Raw genomic sequence first — 19,757 nt, forward strand, 5'->3', positions numbered from 1 at the left:
TAAGAGCAGCCCTGTATCATTGTTATTTTATTATCTCTAATCCAAAAGCTATCTATCTAAAAACTGGGAGACAATAGCGCATTGATAAAGTGTGATAATACCCGTGGCTCTAGTACAATCGTCGCTATTACTCCAAATGCTCCACCCCACAAATGCGCCATGTGATTGATATTGGAGCCACCGCGTTTGTCTGCGTATATACTATAGGCGACATAAGCGACCGCAAATAAGATAGCAGGGATAGGAATGACCGCAAACAGATAGATTTTTTCCCAAGGTGCTAGCAAAATAAAGGCAAACAATACGGCGGATACACCACCCGAAGCACCAAGGCTTAAGTAGCTGGCATTTTTTTTATTCTTAAGGTAGCTTGGAATCATCGCAATGATGATGGCCAATATGTAGAACACCACAAAACCGTAACCGAATAAGAATGACCGATACAATCCTTCAATCGCGCGACCAAAAAAGTACAAGGTAAACATGTTGAAGAGCAGATGCATACTATCGGCATGAATAAAACCATGCGTCACAAAACGATCCCATTGACCATTATTTACCGCTGGTGGATAAAAAATAAGTCGATTGAATAACGCTTTATTTTGCCATGCTAATAAGCTGATAATAACGGTAATTATAATGATAAGGGTCGTATGATTGAACAAAGGAAAATCCTTAGGCCGCGCCTGATGTATGACAATGTTATAAATGGCAGTATTATAAATGCTGGCAGTGTTCAAAGCCTAAGCGTTACGGCTGAGTAAAAACCTACATATGACCAATAATTAATGATTAAATGTCGAATATTAATAATGAAGCCATACTAACAGTAGTTATGATGATACGAAAACTTATTGTGTGACAAATCAATGCATTTTCAGGCTGTTATAGTGAATAATATAACAATGTATCAGGCAGAATCAGTAATGCTTCGTATAATGACAGTAACTAGTGCTAATAATGATGACTGATAATAAATAGAGCGGATGGTAACAGTGCCATCAATGATAGAAATATGCTAAAAATGACGTCAGTCAGCAGACAAAACCAAAATCGACACTCAATTCTTTTACACGTATAAAGCGAAGGCCGAAAGAGGCAATAATCTATGAGTATTATCGACCAGTTAGAAAAAACCGTTACCCCAGCTGTATTAGGTCAGAGTGATAGCAAAGATAGCGTGGCGCATGTCAGTCTACTTGAGCAGTTTTATGCCATTTTAGCCGCACGCCTAGCATTGCCTCAGGTTTACTCGCAATTACTTCGCACGGATCAATTGCTGGCGACCAACAATGGCACAGAAACGACATTGTTTAAGCAGCTATGGCAAGATCATGAGATGCAGCAGACTATCATCCAAGAACTTTCTGCTACGCATCATATTGATGAGTCTATGACTAGCGAGCTACTCATCAACTCATCACCACTGGCTTATCGCGAGCTAAAAATATTGGCCAATGGACAGTTTCTACCAGCATTTTTGCAGGGTGAGCAGGCGGCGCTGCGTCAGTACTTACCGATATGGTCAGCACCTATTATTGCCGCCAGTTCAGGTCTGAACAATGAGGTAGGTTCAAAAACCATAGCGGAAGTAAGATCCGTATTAGAGACTGATACTGTTTTAGATAAATTTGATAGGCCCAATGTAGAGACAAGCGCAACAAGTGCAATGACAGAAGCCGATATAGATAGCACTGAGACAGAAAGAGCAAATGATGATCTTAGCACTAACTTGGGTGCCATCCATGCCAACCCGTCAGCACATCATTTGGCAGAAAATAGTAGCATCAAGCAAGCCAAAGTACGTACCCGTAACCAACGCAATGATTTATTGGTAAAAGTGTTTTTATTAGTCCTAGCCATTGCTGCTATGGCGTTGGCCGCTTGGGCGTTATTAATCAAGCCTAACAACGTACCACCTGTAGAGCCTATTGCGACAGTACCTGTTGTCGCAGCGCCTGCGGCACCTGTAGAAGTATTGACGCCAGTTGAGCTTATCGTGGGAATGGATAACAGCGGAGGACTCACTAGCTGTAGCGCCGTTGTTGGTGATGAAGCGCTACAGAATGCATTGCAACAAGCATTCAATACCAGTTTTGGCCAGCAAGCGAGCACTTGTGAGTTGACAGTACGGGCAGGCGTCGCTAATAGTGTGGCGAATCTACCTATGGAGATACTGCCTAATATTTTAAACATGCTCAGAGCGGTACCATTTGCACGTCTAGAATTACAGAATGATCGCCTCACGTTAGCAGCGCCAGATAGTACTTTATTACAACGTCTGGTCACGGACATTCGCACATTAGCACCAGCGATGATAATAGAAAGCAAGGAGCCACTGCCATTACCTGATAACAGCAATGGTGACAGCGTGAACGGTCTGTCAGGAATGAATGAGATGGGTGGTCAGTTTGCAAACGGTGAGGCTGCTTTAAATAATCAGTATGGTAACGGTGATAGCAACGGCGGTTCTGGAGAGTTCCAAGCAGCAGATGACAACACTGGCGATCGTATGTTGCCAGCCCCTAATAATGGTATGAACAATAATGCTATGAACGAGCCTGTTAATAATACTCGCAATATTCCCAACAATGCACCGACGAATAACCGCCCATCAGGCCCTATTTCAGAATCAGAATTAGATGATTTGGCGGGTACCTCTTTTATAGTTGAGCCTGCCCAAGTCAGAAACTAACTGGTTTGATAAGAGATGTTTGATTGTTTTTACTTTGGAATTAACAATTTAGGTGGATGAGCAATATGTGGTGGTATGAGCTTCTCGTGCCACCATTTTTTATCTAGGGTGCTGTGTGATACAGGCTATTGTGTGATATAGGTTTATATGTGACCACGGCAACATTACCTAACGTATCATTCGCACAACAACGTGTCGATTGTTAAAGCTGATTTAATACTTCTATAATAATAAAAAACTGAATACAGCAATAATGACACCGACCGTTATAGCTTTTATCTGTCATCAAAATCTTATCTAACAATATTTTTAAATGTTTTAAGCCTATAATTAGGTATTAATAAATAGGGAGTTATATTATGGATATTACCAGTCATTTGACCCGAACAGTAAGTCCAGCAGTATTGGAAGATGATCGTAGCCCAGCTAAAAAAAATCTACTGGAGCAGTTCTACGCTATTTTTGCTGCCCGATTAGCGGATAATGCTACCTATGACCGTTTTGCCAATGAAAGTGTTACTCGTGATGATCAAGAGTTCTATGATCGTGTATGGACAGACAGCTCGCAACGTGACCAAATCGCTCGTGAGCTGGCAGGTAAGCACAATGTCGATGCGACCGCCTCTCGCGGACTCATTGCTATGGCAGCGCCACTTGCTTTTCATGAGATAAAAAGCTTGGCAGGTACCACGCCTGTACCACAGTTTTTGCATGACAACCTCGCCAGCTACCAGCACCATATTCCTACTTGGGCAAGCGCTGTCTTACCAGTCAGTACTTTGGCAGCCGAGCCTGTAACAGCAGTGCCTATTTCTAATGCAGCTACTACAGAGTCATTACCACGCGAAGATGAGCCAAAAGACAGCTTCTTGAAAGCGCTACTACCAATCATTGGCTTGATTATTTTGGGAGCGTTGGCATGGGCCTTACTACGTGGCTGCCAAGAAAATCCTGAGCCTGTCGCCACACCAGCAATGGCGCAGCAAGTAGCAGGTGTCAATAATGTAGAGCTTGCTTCATTGCGTATTGCCACCGATGAAAACAGCGAACTGTATGCTTGCCGTATGAGCGTGGGTGATGAAACGTTGCAGACCAATATGATGAATGCACTCACTGCGGCATTTGGGGATGAAGCCAATAAATGTCGTGCTGATGTCGATGATAAATTTGCGATAGATATGCCAGCCACAGCTCAGCTGACAACAATTTTGCCTATTCTCAAAAATGTACCAAATGCGAGCATGCTGATCGAAGGCGATACTATCACCGTCAATACGTCTGATGTGTTGGCACTGGACAAGCTAATCGCTGATTTAAAAGCGGCAGCTCCAGCCATGAAGGTACAAGCGGAAAGACCGTTAGACTTAAAAAATGAGATAGAAAGTAGTCTATTCGCTGCAAATAATGCTATGGAAAATCTTGGTGACAATCCCGATCCAAATGATGTGGCTCGTGCCCTAAGTATTCAGGTCATTAATTTTGCTGTAGATGACGCGACACTTCCCGAAGTTAATAAAGAGTTGCTTGACCGTGCTGCGAAAATTATTAGCGAAGCACCAGATATCAAACTGATGATTGTGGGTCATACAGATGGTCAAGCATCGGACGAATATAATAATAAGTTGTCTCTTGAGCGTGCTGAATCTGTAAAACAGTACTTAGTTTCTAAAGGTGTTGATGCCAATAAATTGACAGTAAAAGGCATGGGTGAATCAGAGCCTATCGCTGACAACTCGACCGAACAAGGTCGTTTTCATAATCGCCGCATTGAGTTTGTCGTTGATGAACAGCCTAATGGTGCAAACGATGGAATGGTTATTGGTAATGATGCGCTTGACCCAGATTTGAATCCACTGGATAGTGATAACGATGACTTATTGCCTGATGGTGATGATGCGACTCAGGGTACGGCAGTAGATCCAGCCAATTAATTGATATCAGTTTGATTAAAACGCTATTGATGATTAAAAAACCGCACCTTGATAAGGTGCGGTTTTTTAATTGGTTATTTATAAATTATAGATAGCTATTTATAGTTAGTAGGGTCTTTTGGCTCATTGGTATTATTAGATGTTTGCTCATCAGCTTGAGGATTAAAAAAGGCCTGAGTCACATTTTGCTTGGCCTGTTGCCAATACTCAAACTGCTGGCAGGTAGATTCAAGGTCTCCTTGCCATACTGGTATATTGCCACACATGGTTTTGATGCGTTTTTGATTGGGATAAGGGAGGTCTTGAGCTGCTTGAGCTGCTTCATGTGCTGCGACTCGATCATTGCAAACCAGTGCAATGTCACACCCTGCCTCAATTGCCGCCTTTACACGTGCACTGACATCGCCCGCTGCTTTGGCACCTGCCATGCATAGGTCGTCAGAGAATAAAACACCATCAAAATCAAGCTGATTACGAATGATGTCTTTTAGCCAGATTTTAGAAAATCCTGCTGGCTTATCATCGACTTGTGAAAAAATAACATGGGCAGGCATTAACGCATCAAGCGATATTAGCGTTTGGGCAAAAGGCTGCATATCACTATTCATAATCTCGTCAAGACTACGTGTATCGATGGCCTCAGCCACGTGTGAATCAGGCGCAACTGCACCGTGTCCTGGGAAATGCTTGCCTGTGGTTGCCATACCTGCCGTTTTCATACCGCGCATAAACTGTGTTGCTAGAGCAGTGATTGCCTGTGGCTCATTATGAAAGCTGCGATCGCCAATGACTTGACTGATACCGTCTCTATCAAGCACTGGTGCAAAACTGAGGTCGATACCCACGGCCAATACTTCTGTCGCCATTAGATAGCCACAGTCATAAGCAAGGCTCAGCGCATGGCTAGGGTCTCGGTTGAATAATTCACCGAGCCTGCCCATCGCTGGTAAAGGAGTGAAGCCATTGCGTAGCCGCGCGACCCGACCGCCTTCTTGGTCGACGCCGATTAATATATCAGGGTTGTGGTAGCGTATGTCATCGCACAAGGTTCGCACTTGTGCAGCATCTGCTACATTTCGAGCAAATAAAATTACCCCGCCAACTTGTGCCTGTTTGAGTAAACTAACATCTTCAGCAGTCAGTGCGGTACTATCAATATCAATCATTAAGACGCCGTACATTGCGTAATCCTTATGGTGTTATATATTGTTATATGATGGGTAGGGCTAAAAGTAGCAAGTGATGAATCAGAACTGCCTTATTATGACAGCTATTATTGACTGAGCATAACGTGGCACAGGTATCGACTCAAATCAATTTTTAGACAGCCATTAGATCGGTAACAACATGTCCAAATAATGATGCACAACAAATATCATAGAAAGTTTGGTATGTGCAGGCGTAGCGTGTAATATTGCTTATACAGTTTGAGACAGTTCAACCATAATGCTCATGATAATATTGATTGATTTTGAACGCTATTTGAACATTATATTGGCAGTTTTTGACGAAATTTAGAGGCTATTATTAGGACGCTGTAATCGTAAAATGTCTAACAAGCAGTATCAGTAATAACTATTTTAATGCACAGAATAAATGAAATTTATAGGTAGCGAGATATTTAAGCACTTTTGATCTTTATAAAACAAATAATATTATTAACGCAAAATAACTAGGTATATATGATGAAAAAACAACCAGCACAGTGGTTACTCAGTGCAGCGTCAGTGGGCATCGCCGGTATTATTCTTACCCAGAGCTATGGAACGGCAGTCGCCGAAACCAACACTGAAAGCTTCATGCAAACTCCCGAACAAAAAGTCACCACTCGCCAAGTAGCGGCATTGCTGGACCGTAGTCATTATCTGAATCAGCCGCTCGACAGCAAAACGGGTAGCGAAATTCTATCCATGTATATTGACAGTCTTGATCCAAACCATACTTTGCTTTTGCAGTCTGATGTCGATGAGTTTAAGAAAAAATATGCCGATGACTTTGGTGCTCGTCTCAAGCGAGGTGATTTATCAGCTGGCGTAGATGTTTTTGAGCGCTATCGCAAACGTTCAAATGAGTATTTTGCGATGGCAAGTAAAATGCTAAAAACGAAAATCGACTTGACTGGCAATGACACCATTGTGCTCGACCGTGAAAAACTCAATCATTTCAAAACCAAAAAAGAGCAACGTGACTACTGGACGCGTCAACTAAGATTCCAATTGATGAGTATTACGCTGGGTCAAGAAGATGAAAAAGCCAAAGAAAAAGTTTTCCTAAGCAATCCCGACATCACTCGTGGACAAGACTTGGTTCGCAATGATGAGCGGACACCAAGCGAGATTTTACAGAACCGTTTGTCACGTCAGCAAGAGCAGTCAAAACGCCTTACCAACGATGAGATCATGGAAACGGTCTTGAATACAGCGATGCTGACTTATGATCCACACAGTAATTACTATGCACCCATTCAGGCGACTGAGCTACAGATTCAATCTAGTTTACAACTAGAAGGGATTGGCGTTTCTATCCGTCCAGACCGTAAAAATCCAGATTATACTCGTATTGTCACTTTAGTAGATGGCGGTCCAGCGGCTAAATCTGGACAAATCAAGCCAAATGATTTGATCGTTGGTATCGCAAAAGACGGTGAAACCATGACGGATGTGGTTGGCTGGTCAACGCGTGAGATTGTCAGTTTGATTCGTGGTAAGCGCGGAACATCAGTGACTATTAAAGTACGTCAACCTAATACCCCTGATGCTAGCGCCCGTAACGTCACAGTCGTCCGTGATATTATTCAACAAGAAGAGTCAGGTGTTACCCATCGTGTCGTAGAAGTACAGCGTCCTAACATCGATAAAACACCAAAACGCATTGGTGTCCTTGAGATTCCAAGCTTTTATCTGAACTATCAAGCCCGCCGTAACGGTGAAGACTACCGTAGCGTCAGTATCGATACTGAAAAAGCACTAAAAGCGCTCAATAAAGAAAATATTGATGGTTTAGTTGTCGATCTACGTAATAACCCAGGTGGTTCATTAGATGAAGTCGCTAGAATGCTTGGCTTCTTTATTAAGAGTGGGCCGATGGTGCAAATTCGTGACAATCGCGGCAATATTCAAGTCTACCGTGACGATGATGGTGGTGAGCAACTTTATAGTGGCGATATGACGGTCATTACCAACTTAGCATCTGCGTCAGCCAGTGAGATATTTGCGGCTGCTATTCAAGATTACGGTCGTGGTCTGGTCGTCGGTAGTACAACGACAGGTAAAGGCTCTGCTCAGATTCAACTGGATAGTTTGGCACTAGGGTCAGCCACTTTAACGCAGCGTAAATTCTACCGTATTACTGGTGGTAGTACGCAGAATAAAGGTGTAGTACCTGATGTTGAACTGGTCAATATCTACGACGATGCCACCTTTGGCGAGCGTGCACAGAAAAAAGCCTTGCCGTGGGATACTATCAAAACAGCGCCTTATAAGCCTGAAGGTAAATTTAGTGACACGACACTAGCGACACTCAATCAGCAGTCTAAAATCCGTCAAGAGCAAAATCCGCAGTTTGTTTATTTATCAGCGTTAAATAGTATTCGCGATATGGAAGATGAGAAAAAACCTATCCAGCTCGATATCAATAGTCGCCGGGCTAAAATGCAACTGATTGAAAAACGTTCGTTGGAAGCTGAGAACAAACGCCTTATAGCAACTGGTGAGCGTCCTTATGCCAATTGGAATACGTATCAAGCGGCAATGGATGCAAAATTTGAAGAGCGCAGTCGCATGAAGGCTAGTGAACGTCCAGAGTTACCTGAAGACGAAGCTTTCATCAATGAAGCCGCTTATGTCATGCTGAGCGCTCAACCGAAAGCGTTGCTTAGTCCTCAAGAGAAGCTATAAGCTACAATGCTGTGAATGACAAGAATGTATGATTCAATCCATGTAAGCATATGCTTACATGGATTGACGTTTATACCTCTTACTAACCATGGGTCAATCTGCGATTATAACTGTACGGCACGGCTGAACGAAAAGGTTCATTGGTACTAGGGATTGGTATCTTACAGGTCGCATCAAGGATAGGTGGTTTGCTGGTTAGGGATAACAGGGCTGGATGCCCGAATAGTTACAAGATGCCCCGGGATTAGGTATCTTATAACGATGACATGGATGGTTAGTGATAAAAGCCGCATAACGCTTGTCGTTATGCGGCTTTGTTACGTCTAGAGAATGGTAGTCGATAGATTTTGGCTGAAAAGCTATTGAACGGCATACAGTCTCAGCAGTATTTTCTATAAATTGTAGGTATAAAAATAAGCACAAAAAAAGGGTCAGTAGCGATGGCTACTAACCCTTTTTAGATTAAACGACAGTCACATTGGTGACTTATCGCCTCATCCTTTCTTACTATTCTCTAAAAGAGATTAGTGCTCAACGCCACCAGCACCATGTACATGGCCATGGTTCAGCTCGTCTTCAGTTGCTGCACGTACTTCTTGGATTTCAACGTCAAACGTCAAACGCTTACCAGCCAATGGATGGTTTGCATCAACGGTTACTTCTTCGTCATTTACAGCAGTAACGGTAACTAGCATTACTTGGCCACCAGCTTCTGACTGAAACTGCATACCAGGTTGGATGTCTTCAACGCCTTGGAAGTTGTCACGTGGTACGTGCTGTACTGCTTGCTCTTGATACTCGCCGTAGCCATCAGCAGGTTCAACTACTGCATTGACTCGTTCGCCAGCAGACTTACCTTCTAGCTGTTGCTCAAGGCCTGGGATGATGTTGCTATGGCCATGCAAATAAGCAAGTGGTTGACCTTCTGGTGATTGGTCAAGAATGTTGCCTTCGTCGTCTTTTAGTGTGTAATTGAATTTGACGGCGGTATCTTTTGCGATAGTAGTCATAAATTATCCTAAATATATCTGTGTAAAAAATTAAATACGGTTGCAATAAACCTAAAAAATCCAATTAGCAAGCCAAATAGCCACGTCATGAGTCAATTATCATCAGTTTATTAAAGTAACTTTAGCAGTTAGCGTCTTTAATTGAGATGACGCATATAACTTTCAAGGTAAAAACAAGAAAAAATGCCATTTAATCTTAATAAATGTCACATTTTATCAAAATAAACACTGTTTTAAGCAGTTTAGGGTGAGCTATTGGGTATTCGTGGTTTGGCGGTTGCGTTTTTGGGTAAGGGCTTCTAACATAATGATAAAAACAAGGATGAAAAAGACGATGACTTCTGTTACCAATACTGCAAATAACCAATTCATAAATAGCAATACCAACAATAATGATGTGAACAATACCAACGTAATCGCTGATATCAGTTATCGATTCAATTTTGATCGTTTCTTTGAGCATCTGATCGATGTGTCGCTGAGCTTTACGGCAACGGCCAATTCCCCTCAGCTTTGGTTGCCAGCATGGATACCGGGTAGTTATCTGATGCGTGAGTTTGCCCGCAACATCACTGCCGTTCACTATCAGGTGTTAGACAGTCAAGCAACGGATAGCAAAACAACTAGCCAAACAACAGATGGCGACACACCACTTAAGACTTATCGTGCGCAAAAAATAGACAAACATACTTGGCAGCTACCTCAAGTAGAGGCAGGGCAGACAGTAGAGGTTCACTATGAAGTGTATTGTTATGATCTATCGGTACGTACTGCCTATGTTGATCAGCAGCGCTTATACGGCAATTTTACCTCGCTTGCACTAGCAGTTGAGGGACAAGAGCATACGCCTGTCAATGTGAGCTTAATCGTTCCGGCCGCATTTTTTGCAGACAAAGAAGAAGATCGTGTTGTTCTGGCATCTGGTTTGAACTCTACCCCTCTAAAACTCGACGGTCAGCATGCTTACGGGCTACAAGCGGATAATTATCACGAGCTGATTGATTACCCTTTTGAAATCGCAGAACAAGACAAGTTTGATTTTATTATTCAAGATAACGAACATCAGACGCTACATCATAGTTTTTACCTCGCTGGTAAGCATAATGCCAATATGGGCAGGTTGCAGCAAGATATCACTCAGATTTGCCAGACGTATTTAGGCTGGCTAGGTGATGCACCTTTTAGTGATTACACGTTTATGACTTTTGCCAGTGGTCAAGATTACGGTGGCCTTGAGCATATCAACTCTACCAGCTTGATTACCCCGCGCCGTGACTTGCCAAGTATTGATGAGCCAAAGATACCAAGCGCAGATTATCAGCGCTTTTTGGGTTTATGCAGCCATGAGTATTTTCATTCATGGTGGGTTAAGACCGTACGCCCTGATGTCATGCTAGAGGTTGATTTGCGCCGTGAGGCTTTCACGCCGTTACTTTGGGTGTTTGAGGGTTTTACGTCTTATATCGATGACTTTATGTTGCAAGCATCAGGTGTGATTGACAAAACAAGCTATCTTAAGCTATTGGCTGAGCAAATCAATCGCTACTATCAAACCGATGGCCGTGCGTATCAAAGTGTCGCAGAGTCGAGTTTTGATGCTTGGATTAAGTTATATCGCAATGACGAAAATACAGGTAATGCGGGTATTAGCTATTACAATAAAGGGGCACTGGTTGCGTTATGTTTGGATTTGACGCTGCTACAAAACAGCGCTGGTCGCTATCGTCTATTTGATGTGGTCAAGGCCTTTTATACTCAAGCTAAGCAAAATGATAACCAACGTGTTGGCATCAGTAGTGCTGATATGGGTGCGGTAATCAGTCAGTTTATGCCGTTAGCGGATTGGGAGGATTTTGAGCATCGCTATGTCAACGGTGTTGAGGAGTTACCAATTGAAGCGCTGTTGGCTGCCAATGGTACTAACATGCGTACTAATAGTAAAGAGACCGCCGATAAGCATGTGCCGTGGGGTATGCGTTGTACTGAAACGCCTGCCGGACTAAAGGTTAATCGCGTACAGCGTGATAGCGTGGCTGCCATAGCTGGGATTTCAGCGCACGATGTTATTGTTGCGATTGATGGCATCAAAGCCGATAGTAAACAGTTAGCTTCGTTTAGCAATGCAGTACATAACGTTGAATGTTACTTGTTTCGCCGTGATGAGTTGATACGTGTCAATGTACTACCGAAAGCAGCTATTAAAATGCAACAGCCAGCCAGTACCGATAGTAGTACGAATGACATTAATGAAAAAGCATTTCCGCATAAAGTAAGTCTGCACTTAGCAAAAGATGATGTATCGTCAAGAGCCAGTGATGAGCACTCTCTAAATAATGCGGGCTGGCAACCATGGCTTAATGCGATAGAACGTTATCAGAATTAAGGGTATTGAGTTAAGTACACTAATTTAAGGTTATCGATTTTCGCCACTCTGCCTAAGTATTCTGTTTGGATATTTATACAAAATAAAAACCCCTGTTAAATGATTATATTTAACAGGGGTTTTGCGTTATACGCTATCGGTATATTCGGGAGTTTTCTTAAAACATCAGAAGTAACTCAGTCTCTAAGAGTCAGGTGCTTCAGCTTTTACATCTACGTCCTCTTCCCCAAGTTTATCCTCTGTACTTTCATCCGTTTGAGAGTCTGCAATCCAATTTTTCATCTGTTTGATTTCAGGTTGTTGAGTGTCGATGATATCTTGCGCCAGTTGACGCATCTCTTCATCAGTACCATATTTCAGCTGGATAGTGGCCATTTCTACTGCGCCCAGATGATGCGGTAGCATGCCGCGCGTGAATGCCATGTCAGGGATGGGATCGGCAATACCTAGTACCATATCACCATTCAAAACATCCATACTTCTAGCATAGGCTTGTTGCATAGCCTCAGTATTAGGTTTAGTTTTGGCTGTATCAGGATGGCTGGCAAGCCATTTATTCAAAATATCGATTTCAATCTGTTGAGCGTCAATAATCTCTTGAGCAAGCTGACGCACTTTTTCATCAGTACCGTATTTCAGCTGAATTTTTGCCATGTCTATCGCGCCACGATGATGCCCAAGCATGCTTTTAGCGAATGCAGTGTCAGGGTCGTTGTAACTCATACCGATCATCATTTCATCATGCATTCTGGTCATCGATTTTGTATAGTCTTTGAGCACATCAGTCATTTGGCTTTCGTCAATGATGTCTTCATTTTCCGCTAAGTCATTAGCTTCAGTTTCATCTTGAGTCTCTGCTATATCAGTCACTGGCGTGGTGATTTCTTCGTCAGAGGTCGCTTCATTATTTTCTGTTGTCGGCTGACAGGCACTCAGTATGAGCGCAGCAGAAATACTGGTGACCAACAATAAAAAACGATGAGAAGCAATCATGATGTATTCCTATTATAAAATACCAAGTAACAAACAGAGGTAACAAACAAACGTGATCGATTACGCAAAACCAATCGCGTGCTGAATCTTATCAGATAAACCTTACTCATTCGAGACACTATGATTAATAGGTCGTAACGAAACTCATTTATCGTAGGGGAGGCTGCGTGAAGCCAGAATATAATGTGTTAGACGCTGGCATGCTTGTTTTTAATCATCGCTTGCTATGTACTCATTTATTTTAGAAAATAACTGGTGTGAGGTAGCAGTATATTATCAAACTCGACAAAGAAAATATAACCTCGCTCTTTATAAAAATCTAACGCTTGCAATGATGTCGTCTCTAACCGATAGTTTATTACTCCTTCGGAGAGGAGGCCATATTCTAAATATCGTAATAATTTTGAATCAAGCTCTTTTGCACTAGCGGATTCAGATACTCATCATTATTCAACATAGAACCAGCGCCTTTTAATTTCTCCAAGAATATCGCCTACTGTCTGATTGTTCTTGTTTTTAGCAACGCACTAGCTCTCTATCGATATATTGAGCCAATGTGTTTCTCATTGAATTTGTTTAGTCCAGCTCTGACTGATACAAAAGCCGCTTTGCCTTATTTTGTATCTTTAGCCTACAGAAAAGAAGTATCAACCCGTTAAGGCGTTAGTCACGTAAGGTATATGCCTTTCCAAACTACCTTGAAAATTAGAGGTAAAGCACAGTAAAAATGTCATACGTTGTGAGTCAACCTTCAAGCTCTTATTAGACTAAAGTATTTTGAAGAAATAAACGGTTCCTTCTAGCTCTCCTGTAGAGCTACGTGCGAATTGCGGAATTTGACCCACCTCGGTGTAACCAATAGAACGATATAACGAAGATGCAACGTCACCTACACGGGTATCGAGTACAAGTAATGACAAATTGATCTCAGACGCTACAGCTTCCATTAGCGACATTAGTTTCTTACTAACACCTTTACCTCGAGCACCCGTATGAACCATGAGTTTTTCGACTTCTCCTCTATGTGAACCATTAGGCTTAGAACAGAGTGAGAGTTGGACTGCGCCTATTACGCTTCCGTCATCATATGCAAGGAACAATTTCCTAAGTCCTGATGCAAGTTCTGTTTCTACAGATGACCAATATGATTGTATTTCTTGCTCATTGACAGGTGTTAAGAAACCAACAGACGCGCCACTCTCGACACAGTCAATTAGCAATGGATGTAATTGCTCGACTAGATCTAAGGTAGTACTTATTTCCTTTATTTCCATAGAACGCTCCTGATTATTTAACGTTTTGCTATATAAAATCCTGTAACGCGCCCATCAATCATAATATCGACGAACATTTTTGGGTGTTTTATATCTATCTATGATTAATGTCTTATCATCAATATGATTTTTATCCCAACCAATCTTTTTAATAGTGTTGAAAGATTTTTCTTATATAATGCTTTAACTAGCAATTTAGCAATCCAACTATTGAGTAATACCTAACTGCTTACAGCGTTCACTATCTAAATGAATTCGTACAAACTCTCCAACAGCTAAATCACTTAACTCAAACCCTGCCACTGACCAGCGTATCAAACGTAAGCAAGGTAGCCCCACATGTGCAGTCATGCGTCTTACTTGACGATTTTTACCTTCATATATCGTCAATATCAGCCATGAGTCTGGCACGCTTTTACGCTCACGTATCGGTGGGTCACGTTGCCAGAGCGGCATTGGCAATTCATCTTTACTGACATGTTTAATCTCAGCAGGTAGGGTTTTGCCATCTTTGAGAATCACACCTTTTTGGAGCTTGCTAAGCTGCTCAGAAGTAGGAATGCCTTCAACTTGTACTAAGTACGTCTTGCCTTGTTTCCGCCCAGCATTGGCTTTGGGTGGATGGGTGATTGCTTTGTTAACTCGACCGTCATCAGTCAGAATCAGCAAACCTTCTGAGGTCGCATCAAGCCTACCAGCCACGCGCAATGATTTGTCCGTAATGTATTCAGATAGCGTGGTGTGGTTGTTATTGCTGTCATCTCTGAACTGACTTTGCACGGCATAAGGCTTATTGAATAGTACGAGACTAGAGGTCGACATAAACAGCTGTTTCCTAAATATAAATGAGTCAGTATTACTTACTATCCAAATGATGATACACCCTAACATCTAAAATAAAAATGAGCATACGCTCTAGATATACTGCGTCCTGCTACAAAAGTAAGGCAATACGAGCTAGAGGCTTCCACTTCATCTATATTTTGATAGTTTTTTCATATTTTTTGGATACTATATATTTTTCTAATTAAGATAAGCATCTATTATAAAGTGTTTTTCTACTGTTCACAGGGCCACTCATATTTTTTGCTAAGATGAATACAGGGCGTAGGCTGTATGATGGCAGCCAGAAAAGGGGTCTACAATATAATCGTTCCAATACAACTTGGATATGTTATTAAAGACCATAAAAAACACCTCAACGCCCTAAGGCAGTTGAGGTGTTTTATTTACTAAGACTTAAACTTGCTTAATCACTTCTAGATATAAAACCCAAAAGCGATTGAGCTTAACTGTCTAAGTGCGATCGCTTAGGAATTATAGCGATGCCAGTGTTTCGTTAAACAAAGCACTTGGACGCATGGCTTTCTTAGCCAATTCTTCATCGGCATAGTAGTAGCCCTTGATATCTACAGGCTTGCCTTGAGCTTGGTTAAGCTCTTTAACGATAGCATCTTCGCTGTCTTTAAGCTTTTGGGCAAATGGTGTAAATTGTGCTTTTAGCTCGCTATCTTGATCTTGTGCTGCCAGCTCTTCAGCCCAGTACATGGCCAGATAGAAGTGACTACCACGGTTGTCTAATTCACCTGTTTTGCGTGATGGTGACTTGTCATTCAACAGCAGTTTTTCTGTCGCTGTATCTAGCGTGTCAGCCAATATTTTGGCTTTAGCATTGTTATCGTTCTCTGCTAAATGCTCCAAAGATACGGTCAAGGCTAAAAACTCACCCAATGAATCCCAACGTAAATGGTTTTCTTCTACGAGCTGCTCAACGTGTTTCGGAGCTGAGCCACCTGCACCTGTTTCGAACAGACCACCACCTTTCATTAGTGGTACGACTGATAGCATTTTGGCACTGGTGCCTAGCTCTAGAATTGGGAACAAGTCAGTTAGGTAATCACGCAAGATGTTACCAGTAGCAGAGATAGTATCTAGACCACGAGCAACGCGCTCTAGCGTATAACGCATGGCACGAACTTGTGACATGATTTCAATGTGTAGACCTGTAGTGTCATGATCCTTCAAGTAAGTTTGAACTTTTTTGATCAGCTCATTCTCATGTGGACGATATGGGTCTAACCAGAAGATAACAGGTGTGTCTGATTCGCGCGCACGGCGAACAGCCAGTTTCACCCAATCTTGGATAGGATCATCTTTAACCTGACACATGCGCCAGATATCACCTTTTTCGACACGTTTTTCGAGTAATACTTCATCAGTATCTACGTCAACAATACGTGCAATACCAGCATTGCTCGACTCAAAAGTCTTGTCATGTGAGCCGTACTCTTCTGCTTTTTGCGCCATCAAGCCAACGTTAGGGACAGTACCCATTGTCGTTGGATCAAAGTTACCATGCCATTTGCAGAAGTTGATCATTTCTTGATAAATACGTGCAAAGGTAGATTCAGGCATAACGGCTTTGCAATCATATAGTTTGCCATCAGCGCCCCACATTTTACCGCCATTACGAATCATAGCAGGCATTGATGCATCTACGATAATGTCGCTTGGCGAATGGAAGTTAGTGATGCCTTTTGAAGAATCAACCATGGCCAGACGTGGGCGATGCTCTTGGCAAGCATGCAAGTCTTGTTCAATCTCTTCACGCTTTGAGGCTGGCAAAGTTGCAATTTTGTCGAACAAATCAGCCATGCCGTTGTTGACGTTAATGCCTAGCTCGTCAAACGTTGCGCCATGTTTTGCAAAGGCTTCTTTGTAGTAGATACGAACCGCGTGACCAAATACGATAGGGTGTGACACCTTCATCATAGTGGCTTTTACGTGTAGTGAGAACAGAATACCGGCTTCGCGGCAATCTTCCATTTCACGCTCATAAAAGTCTAGCAATGCCTGTTTGCTCATAACCATTAGGTCAATCACTTCTTTATCAAGCAAAGCGATCTTAGGTTTCAAGACTTTATTGGTGCCGTCATCAAGTAACAGCTCCATACGTACGGTACGAGCTTTGTCTAAAGTGATAGATTGCTCGCCATCATAGAAGTCACCGCCATGCATGTGTGACACATGCGTGCTTGACCATTGCTTCCACTCACCCATAGAATGCGGATGCTTGCGAGCATAGTTTTTGACAGCTTTAGGGGCGCGGCGATCTGAGTTACCTTCACGTAATACAGGGTTAACCGAGCTACCTAAGCTTTTACCATAACGGCGACGCAGTTCTATTTCTTCGTCAGTCTGTGGATCTTCTGGGAAATTAGGTAACGCAAAGCCTTTGCTTTGCAACTCTTTGATACAGGCTTTAAGCTGCTGTACAGAAGCACTGATGTTTGGCAGTTTAATGATATTGGTGTTTGGATCTTGTGTCAGACGACCAAGCTCAGCCAAATTGTTTGGTACGCGTTGCTCTTCTGTCAAATATTCTGGGAATTCAGCCAATACTCGCGCTGCAACAGAGATATCAGTTGTCTCAACAGCAATCCCTGCCGTTTTAGTAAACGCTTCGACAATAGGTAAGAATGAAAGGGTTGCTAGAGCAGGCGCCTCATCAGTTTTTGTATAAATAATTTTTGACATTGTAATCGGGTATCCCTTTAGTTGTCGTTAAAAATAATACGTACACATAAATTCGAATATCGTTGGATCATACTATGCAATAACGAATTATGTGGTTAGATCAAGTACATCATATGTAGTCTCAGAAATGTTGGAGACCATTTAAATTTTTCTTTTACGCACGGCTATTAGCGTTCATCAAACAGGCCTCTTAAAACAGTACGGTGCTTTGATTGTCTGTCCGAAATGACCTGAAGGGTGAACTGCTGACTTCATATTATAGTTAATCCACTATAAATCGGCTATGATGTCAATCTTGTATAATGAACTAAGTATACTGTTTTCGCTCATATCCTATGTATCTGAATTATATTAAGCTAATAACAACCTTATTCTACCAGTCATCAGCTTCGATATCATCTTTTCCATGCAACTACTGTCTTTTCATTGGCTTTTATAATGAGATGGAGAATAGGATATCAGCACCATTATAAAACATAGCCACCTCTATTATAGTAGGTGGTTTTTTATTGCATATAGATGAAATTTTGCAAATTGTGACAGCAAACTATCAAAAATTTGCTAGGCTAGGTCACTAATCAATCGGTTATCGATAAATATATAGCGATTATAATAATGACAAACAGTATGAGTTTAGAATACGCGCTGATTAATGATACCAGTTGGCAGAGCCAAGCAGACTGGCAGACACCAGATACGCCTTTTATGTCATTTGCCTTTTGGCAAGCACTGGCAGACACAGGTGCGATTGGCGAGCAAGCAGGCTGGCTACCAATATTTATTTTGGTGCACCGTGTTGCCAATTATGCTGATGGCGAAGACAGCAATGATAAAGAAGACAGCAATGGCAATGCAATAGACGGTATAGAAGGACATGCATTACATCCTGTTGCGGTATTACCCGTATTCATAAAGGGTCATCATCGCGGTGAGTTCGTGTTTGATCATGCATGGGCAGAAGCCTATGCACGCTATGGCATTGATTATTATCCGCGATTGGTCAGTAGCGTCCCTTATACACCGATTACCGGTCAGCGCTTGTGGTTGGCGACAGGCGAAACATTAAGTGAAGAAGTGATAAAAACAGCTATCGCAGGTGTTGATGATATTGCTCAGCAAGTAGGTGCATCCAGCTGGCATGGACTGTTTGTCACGCCCGAGTTGGCTTCTGTCGCGACCGCAGCGCTGCCGACAGATATCGATATAGAGCATGCGTTAGCAGCCCAAGATAATGGCTTAGAGCAAACCGCAATTGAGATGCCTATATTAGAGCGTCAAGGCTGTCAGTTCTTGTGGCAAAATAAAGACTTACTACAAAAAGGTCAGCCATTCGCAGATTTTGATGCATTTCTAATGACACTAAAAGCCAAAAAACGTAAAACCATCCGTGCTGAGCGTCGCAAAGTTGCTGAGCAAAATATCAGCTGTCAGCGTAAGTGTGGGGCGGATATTACCGATGCCGATTGGAAGGCATTTTATCACTGCTATGTGATGACGTATGCGGTGCGTGGTCAACAGCCTTATCTGACGATAGATTTTTTTATGGCATTAGCACAGAGCATGCCTGAGCATTTGATGCTCGCCCAAGCACTCAATGATGATGGCGAAATCATTGCTAGCAGTCTGTTCTTGTACGATAAACCTGATAGCGACAATGTTAATGGTGATGTTGATAATAATGCGACTTTATATGGGCGCTATTGGGGCGCGCTGGGCGAGTACGACAGTTTGCACTTTGAGCTGTGCTACTATCAGGGTATCGAGTTTGCCATTGAGCAAGGTCTGACGTATTTCGATCCAGGTACGCAAGGGGAGCATAAACTGATTCGTGGTTTTATCCCAACCACGACGCACTCGCTGCACCGTATTTATGATCCACGTTTTGTACCCGCGATTGCAGATTTTTGCCGCAAAGACCGTGAGCACATGGCGCAGTATCGTCAGCAGGCATTTGAGGCCTTGCCGTTTAATGCGGACAATATGCCAGAGTTTGATACGAACAATTAGTGCCAGCTCCTCTTATTTAATACTTCACAAT

At 42.4% G+C, this 19,757-nt stretch carries 12 protein-coding genes; 5 read left to right on the top strand and 7 right to left on the bottom strand.

Annotated features, from left to right (window positions below):
* Positions 1 to 56: 56 nt before the first annotated feature.
* Positions 57 to 665, bottom strand: a complete 609-nt coding sequence (locus I6E61_RS02190; RefSeq protein ID WP_194195982.1) for a rhomboid family intramembrane serine protease — start codon at positions 663 to 665, stop codon at positions 57 to 59.
* 443 nt (positions 666 to 1,108) lie between these two features.
* Between I6E61_RS02190 and I6E61_RS02195 the strand changes: the two genes are divergently transcribed.
* Both I6E61_RS02195 and I6E61_RS02200 read left to right on the top strand, forming a co-directional pair.
* Complete coding sequence (locus I6E61_RS02195) at positions 1,109 to 2,695, top strand: hypothetical protein (RefSeq protein WP_197129045.1); 1,587 nt, start codon at positions 1,109 to 1,111, stop codon at positions 2,693 to 2,695.
* Between the two features lie 359 nt (positions 2,696 to 3,054).
* Positions 3,055 to 4,626, top strand: a complete 1,572-nt coding sequence (locus tag I6E61_RS02200; RefSeq protein ID WP_197129048.1) for an OmpA family protein — start codon at positions 3,055 to 3,057, stop codon at positions 4,624 to 4,626.
* Positions 4,627 to 4,721: 95 nt separating this feature from the next.
* On the opposite strand, the gene nagZ is transcribed toward I6E61_RS02200, so the two are convergent.
* Positions 4,722 to 5,807: a beta-N-acetylhexosaminidase gene (gene nagZ / locus I6E61_RS02205; RefSeq protein ID WP_197129051.1), complete on the bottom strand. Its 1,086-nt coding sequence runs from the start codon at positions 5,805 to 5,807 to the stop codon at positions 4,722 to 4,724.
* A 504-nt stretch (positions 5,808 to 6,311) separates the two neighbouring features.
* Between nagZ and I6E61_RS02210 the strand changes: the two genes are divergently transcribed.
* Positions 6,312 to 8,522 carry a carboxy terminal-processing peptidase gene (locus I6E61_RS02210; protein ID WP_197129054.1) on the top strand — a complete coding sequence of 737 codons (2,211 nt, stop codon included), beginning with the start codon at positions 6,312 to 6,314 and terminating at the stop codon, positions 8,520 to 8,522.
* A gap of 524 nt (positions 8,523 to 9,046) precedes the next feature.
* Here the strand turns inward: I6E61_RS02210 and I6E61_RS02215 are convergent.
* Positions 9,047 to 9,532, bottom strand: a complete 486-nt coding sequence (locus I6E61_RS02215; RefSeq protein WP_197129057.1) for a peptidylprolyl isomerase — start codon at positions 9,530 to 9,532, stop codon at positions 9,047 to 9,049.
* A 334-nt stretch (positions 9,533 to 9,866) separates the two neighbouring features.
* Here I6E61_RS02215 and I6E61_RS02220 point away from each other — a divergent pair, with 334 nt between their 5' ends.
* Entirely contained in the window at positions 9,867 to 11,915 is a 2,049-nt protein-coding gene (locus tag I6E61_RS02220; protein ID WP_197129060.1) for a M61 family metallopeptidase, read from the top strand.
* A gap of 183 nt (positions 11,916 to 12,098) precedes the next feature.
* Here the strand turns inward: I6E61_RS02220 and I6E61_RS02225 are convergent, their stop codons facing one another.
* The 4 genes from I6E61_RS02225 to I6E61_RS02240 all read right to left on the bottom strand — a co-directional run bounded on the left by I6E61_RS02225 (position 12,099) and on the right by I6E61_RS02240 (position 17,719).
* Positions 12,099 to 12,908: a DUF305 domain-containing protein gene (locus tag I6E61_RS02225; protein ID WP_197129063.1), complete on the bottom strand. Its 810-nt coding sequence runs from the start codon at positions 12,906 to 12,908 to the stop codon at positions 12,099 to 12,101.
* Positions 12,909 to 13,675: 767 nt separating this feature from the next.
* Positions 13,676 to 14,182 (bottom strand): GNAT family N-acetyltransferase, encoded by a 507-nt coding sequence (locus I6E61_RS02230; protein WP_197129066.1) that lies wholly within the window; start codon positions 14,180 to 14,182, stop codon positions 13,676 to 13,678.
* A gap of 207 nt (positions 14,183 to 14,389) precedes the next feature.
* Positions 14,390 to 15,004, bottom strand: coding sequence for a pseudouridine synthase (locus I6E61_RS02235; protein ID WP_197129069.1), 615 nt, complete (start codon positions 15,002 to 15,004; stop codon positions 14,390 to 14,392).
* Positions 15,005 to 15,499: 495 nt separating this feature from the next.
* Positions 15,500 to 17,719: an NADP-dependent isocitrate dehydrogenase gene (locus I6E61_RS02240; protein ID WP_197129072.1), complete on the bottom strand. Its 2,220-nt coding sequence runs from the start codon at positions 17,717 to 17,719 to the stop codon at positions 15,500 to 15,502.
* A 627-nt stretch (positions 17,720 to 18,346) separates the two neighbouring features.
* Between I6E61_RS02240 and I6E61_RS02245 the strand changes: the two genes are divergently transcribed.
* Positions 18,347 to 19,726 carry a GNAT family N-acetyltransferase gene (locus I6E61_RS02245; protein WP_197129076.1) on the top strand — a complete coding sequence of 460 codons (1,380 nt, stop codon included), beginning with the start codon at positions 18,347 to 18,349 and terminating at the stop codon, positions 19,724 to 19,726.
* Positions 19,727 to 19,757: the final 31 nt, after the last annotated feature.

Source organism: Psychrobacter sp. NZS113 (genome assembly GCF_015864825.1).
In the GTDB taxonomy this organism is placed as follows: Bacteria; Pseudomonadota; Gammaproteobacteria; order Pseudomonadales; family Moraxellaceae; genus Psychrobacter.

Coding starts and splice junctions, on each gene's coding strand:
- I6E61_RS02235 (WP_197129069.1), bottom strand. CDS start 15,004: ATGTCGACCTCTAGTCTCGTACTATTCAATAAGCCTTATGCCGTGCAA.
- I6E61_RS02215 (WP_197129057.1), bottom strand. CDS start 9,532: ATGACTACTATCGCAAAAGATACCGCCGTCAAATTCAATTACACACTA.
- I6E61_RS02225 (WP_197129063.1), bottom strand. CDS start 12,908: ATGATTGCTTCTCATCGTTTTTTATTGTTGGTCACCAGTATTTCTGCT.
- I6E61_RS02220 (WP_197129060.1), top strand. CDS start 9,867: ATGACTTCTGTTACCAATACTGCAAATAACCAATTCATAAATAGCAAT.
- I6E61_RS02240 (WP_197129072.1), bottom strand. CDS start 17,719: ATGTCAAAAATTATTTATACAAAAACTGATGAGGCGCCTGCTCTAGCA.
- I6E61_RS02230 (WP_197129066.1), bottom strand. CDS start 14,182: ATGGAAATAAAGGAAATAAGTACTACCTTAGATCTAGTCGAGCAATTA.
- I6E61_RS02210 (WP_197129054.1), top strand. CDS start 6,312: ATGAAAAAACAACCAGCACAGTGGTTACTCAGTGCAGCGTCAGTGGGC.
- I6E61_RS02245 (WP_197129076.1), top strand. CDS start 18,347: ATGAGTTTAGAATACGCGCTGATTAATGATACCAGTTGGCAGAGCCAA.
- nagZ (WP_197129051.1), bottom strand. CDS start 5,807: ATGTACGGCGTCTTAATGATTGATATTGATAGTACCGCACTGACTGCT.
- I6E61_RS02200 (WP_197129048.1), top strand. CDS start 3,055: ATGGATATTACCAGTCATTTGACCCGAACAGTAAGTCCAGCAGTATTG.
- I6E61_RS02195 (WP_197129045.1), top strand. CDS start 1,109: ATGAGTATTATCGACCAGTTAGAAAAAACCGTTACCCCAGCTGTATTA.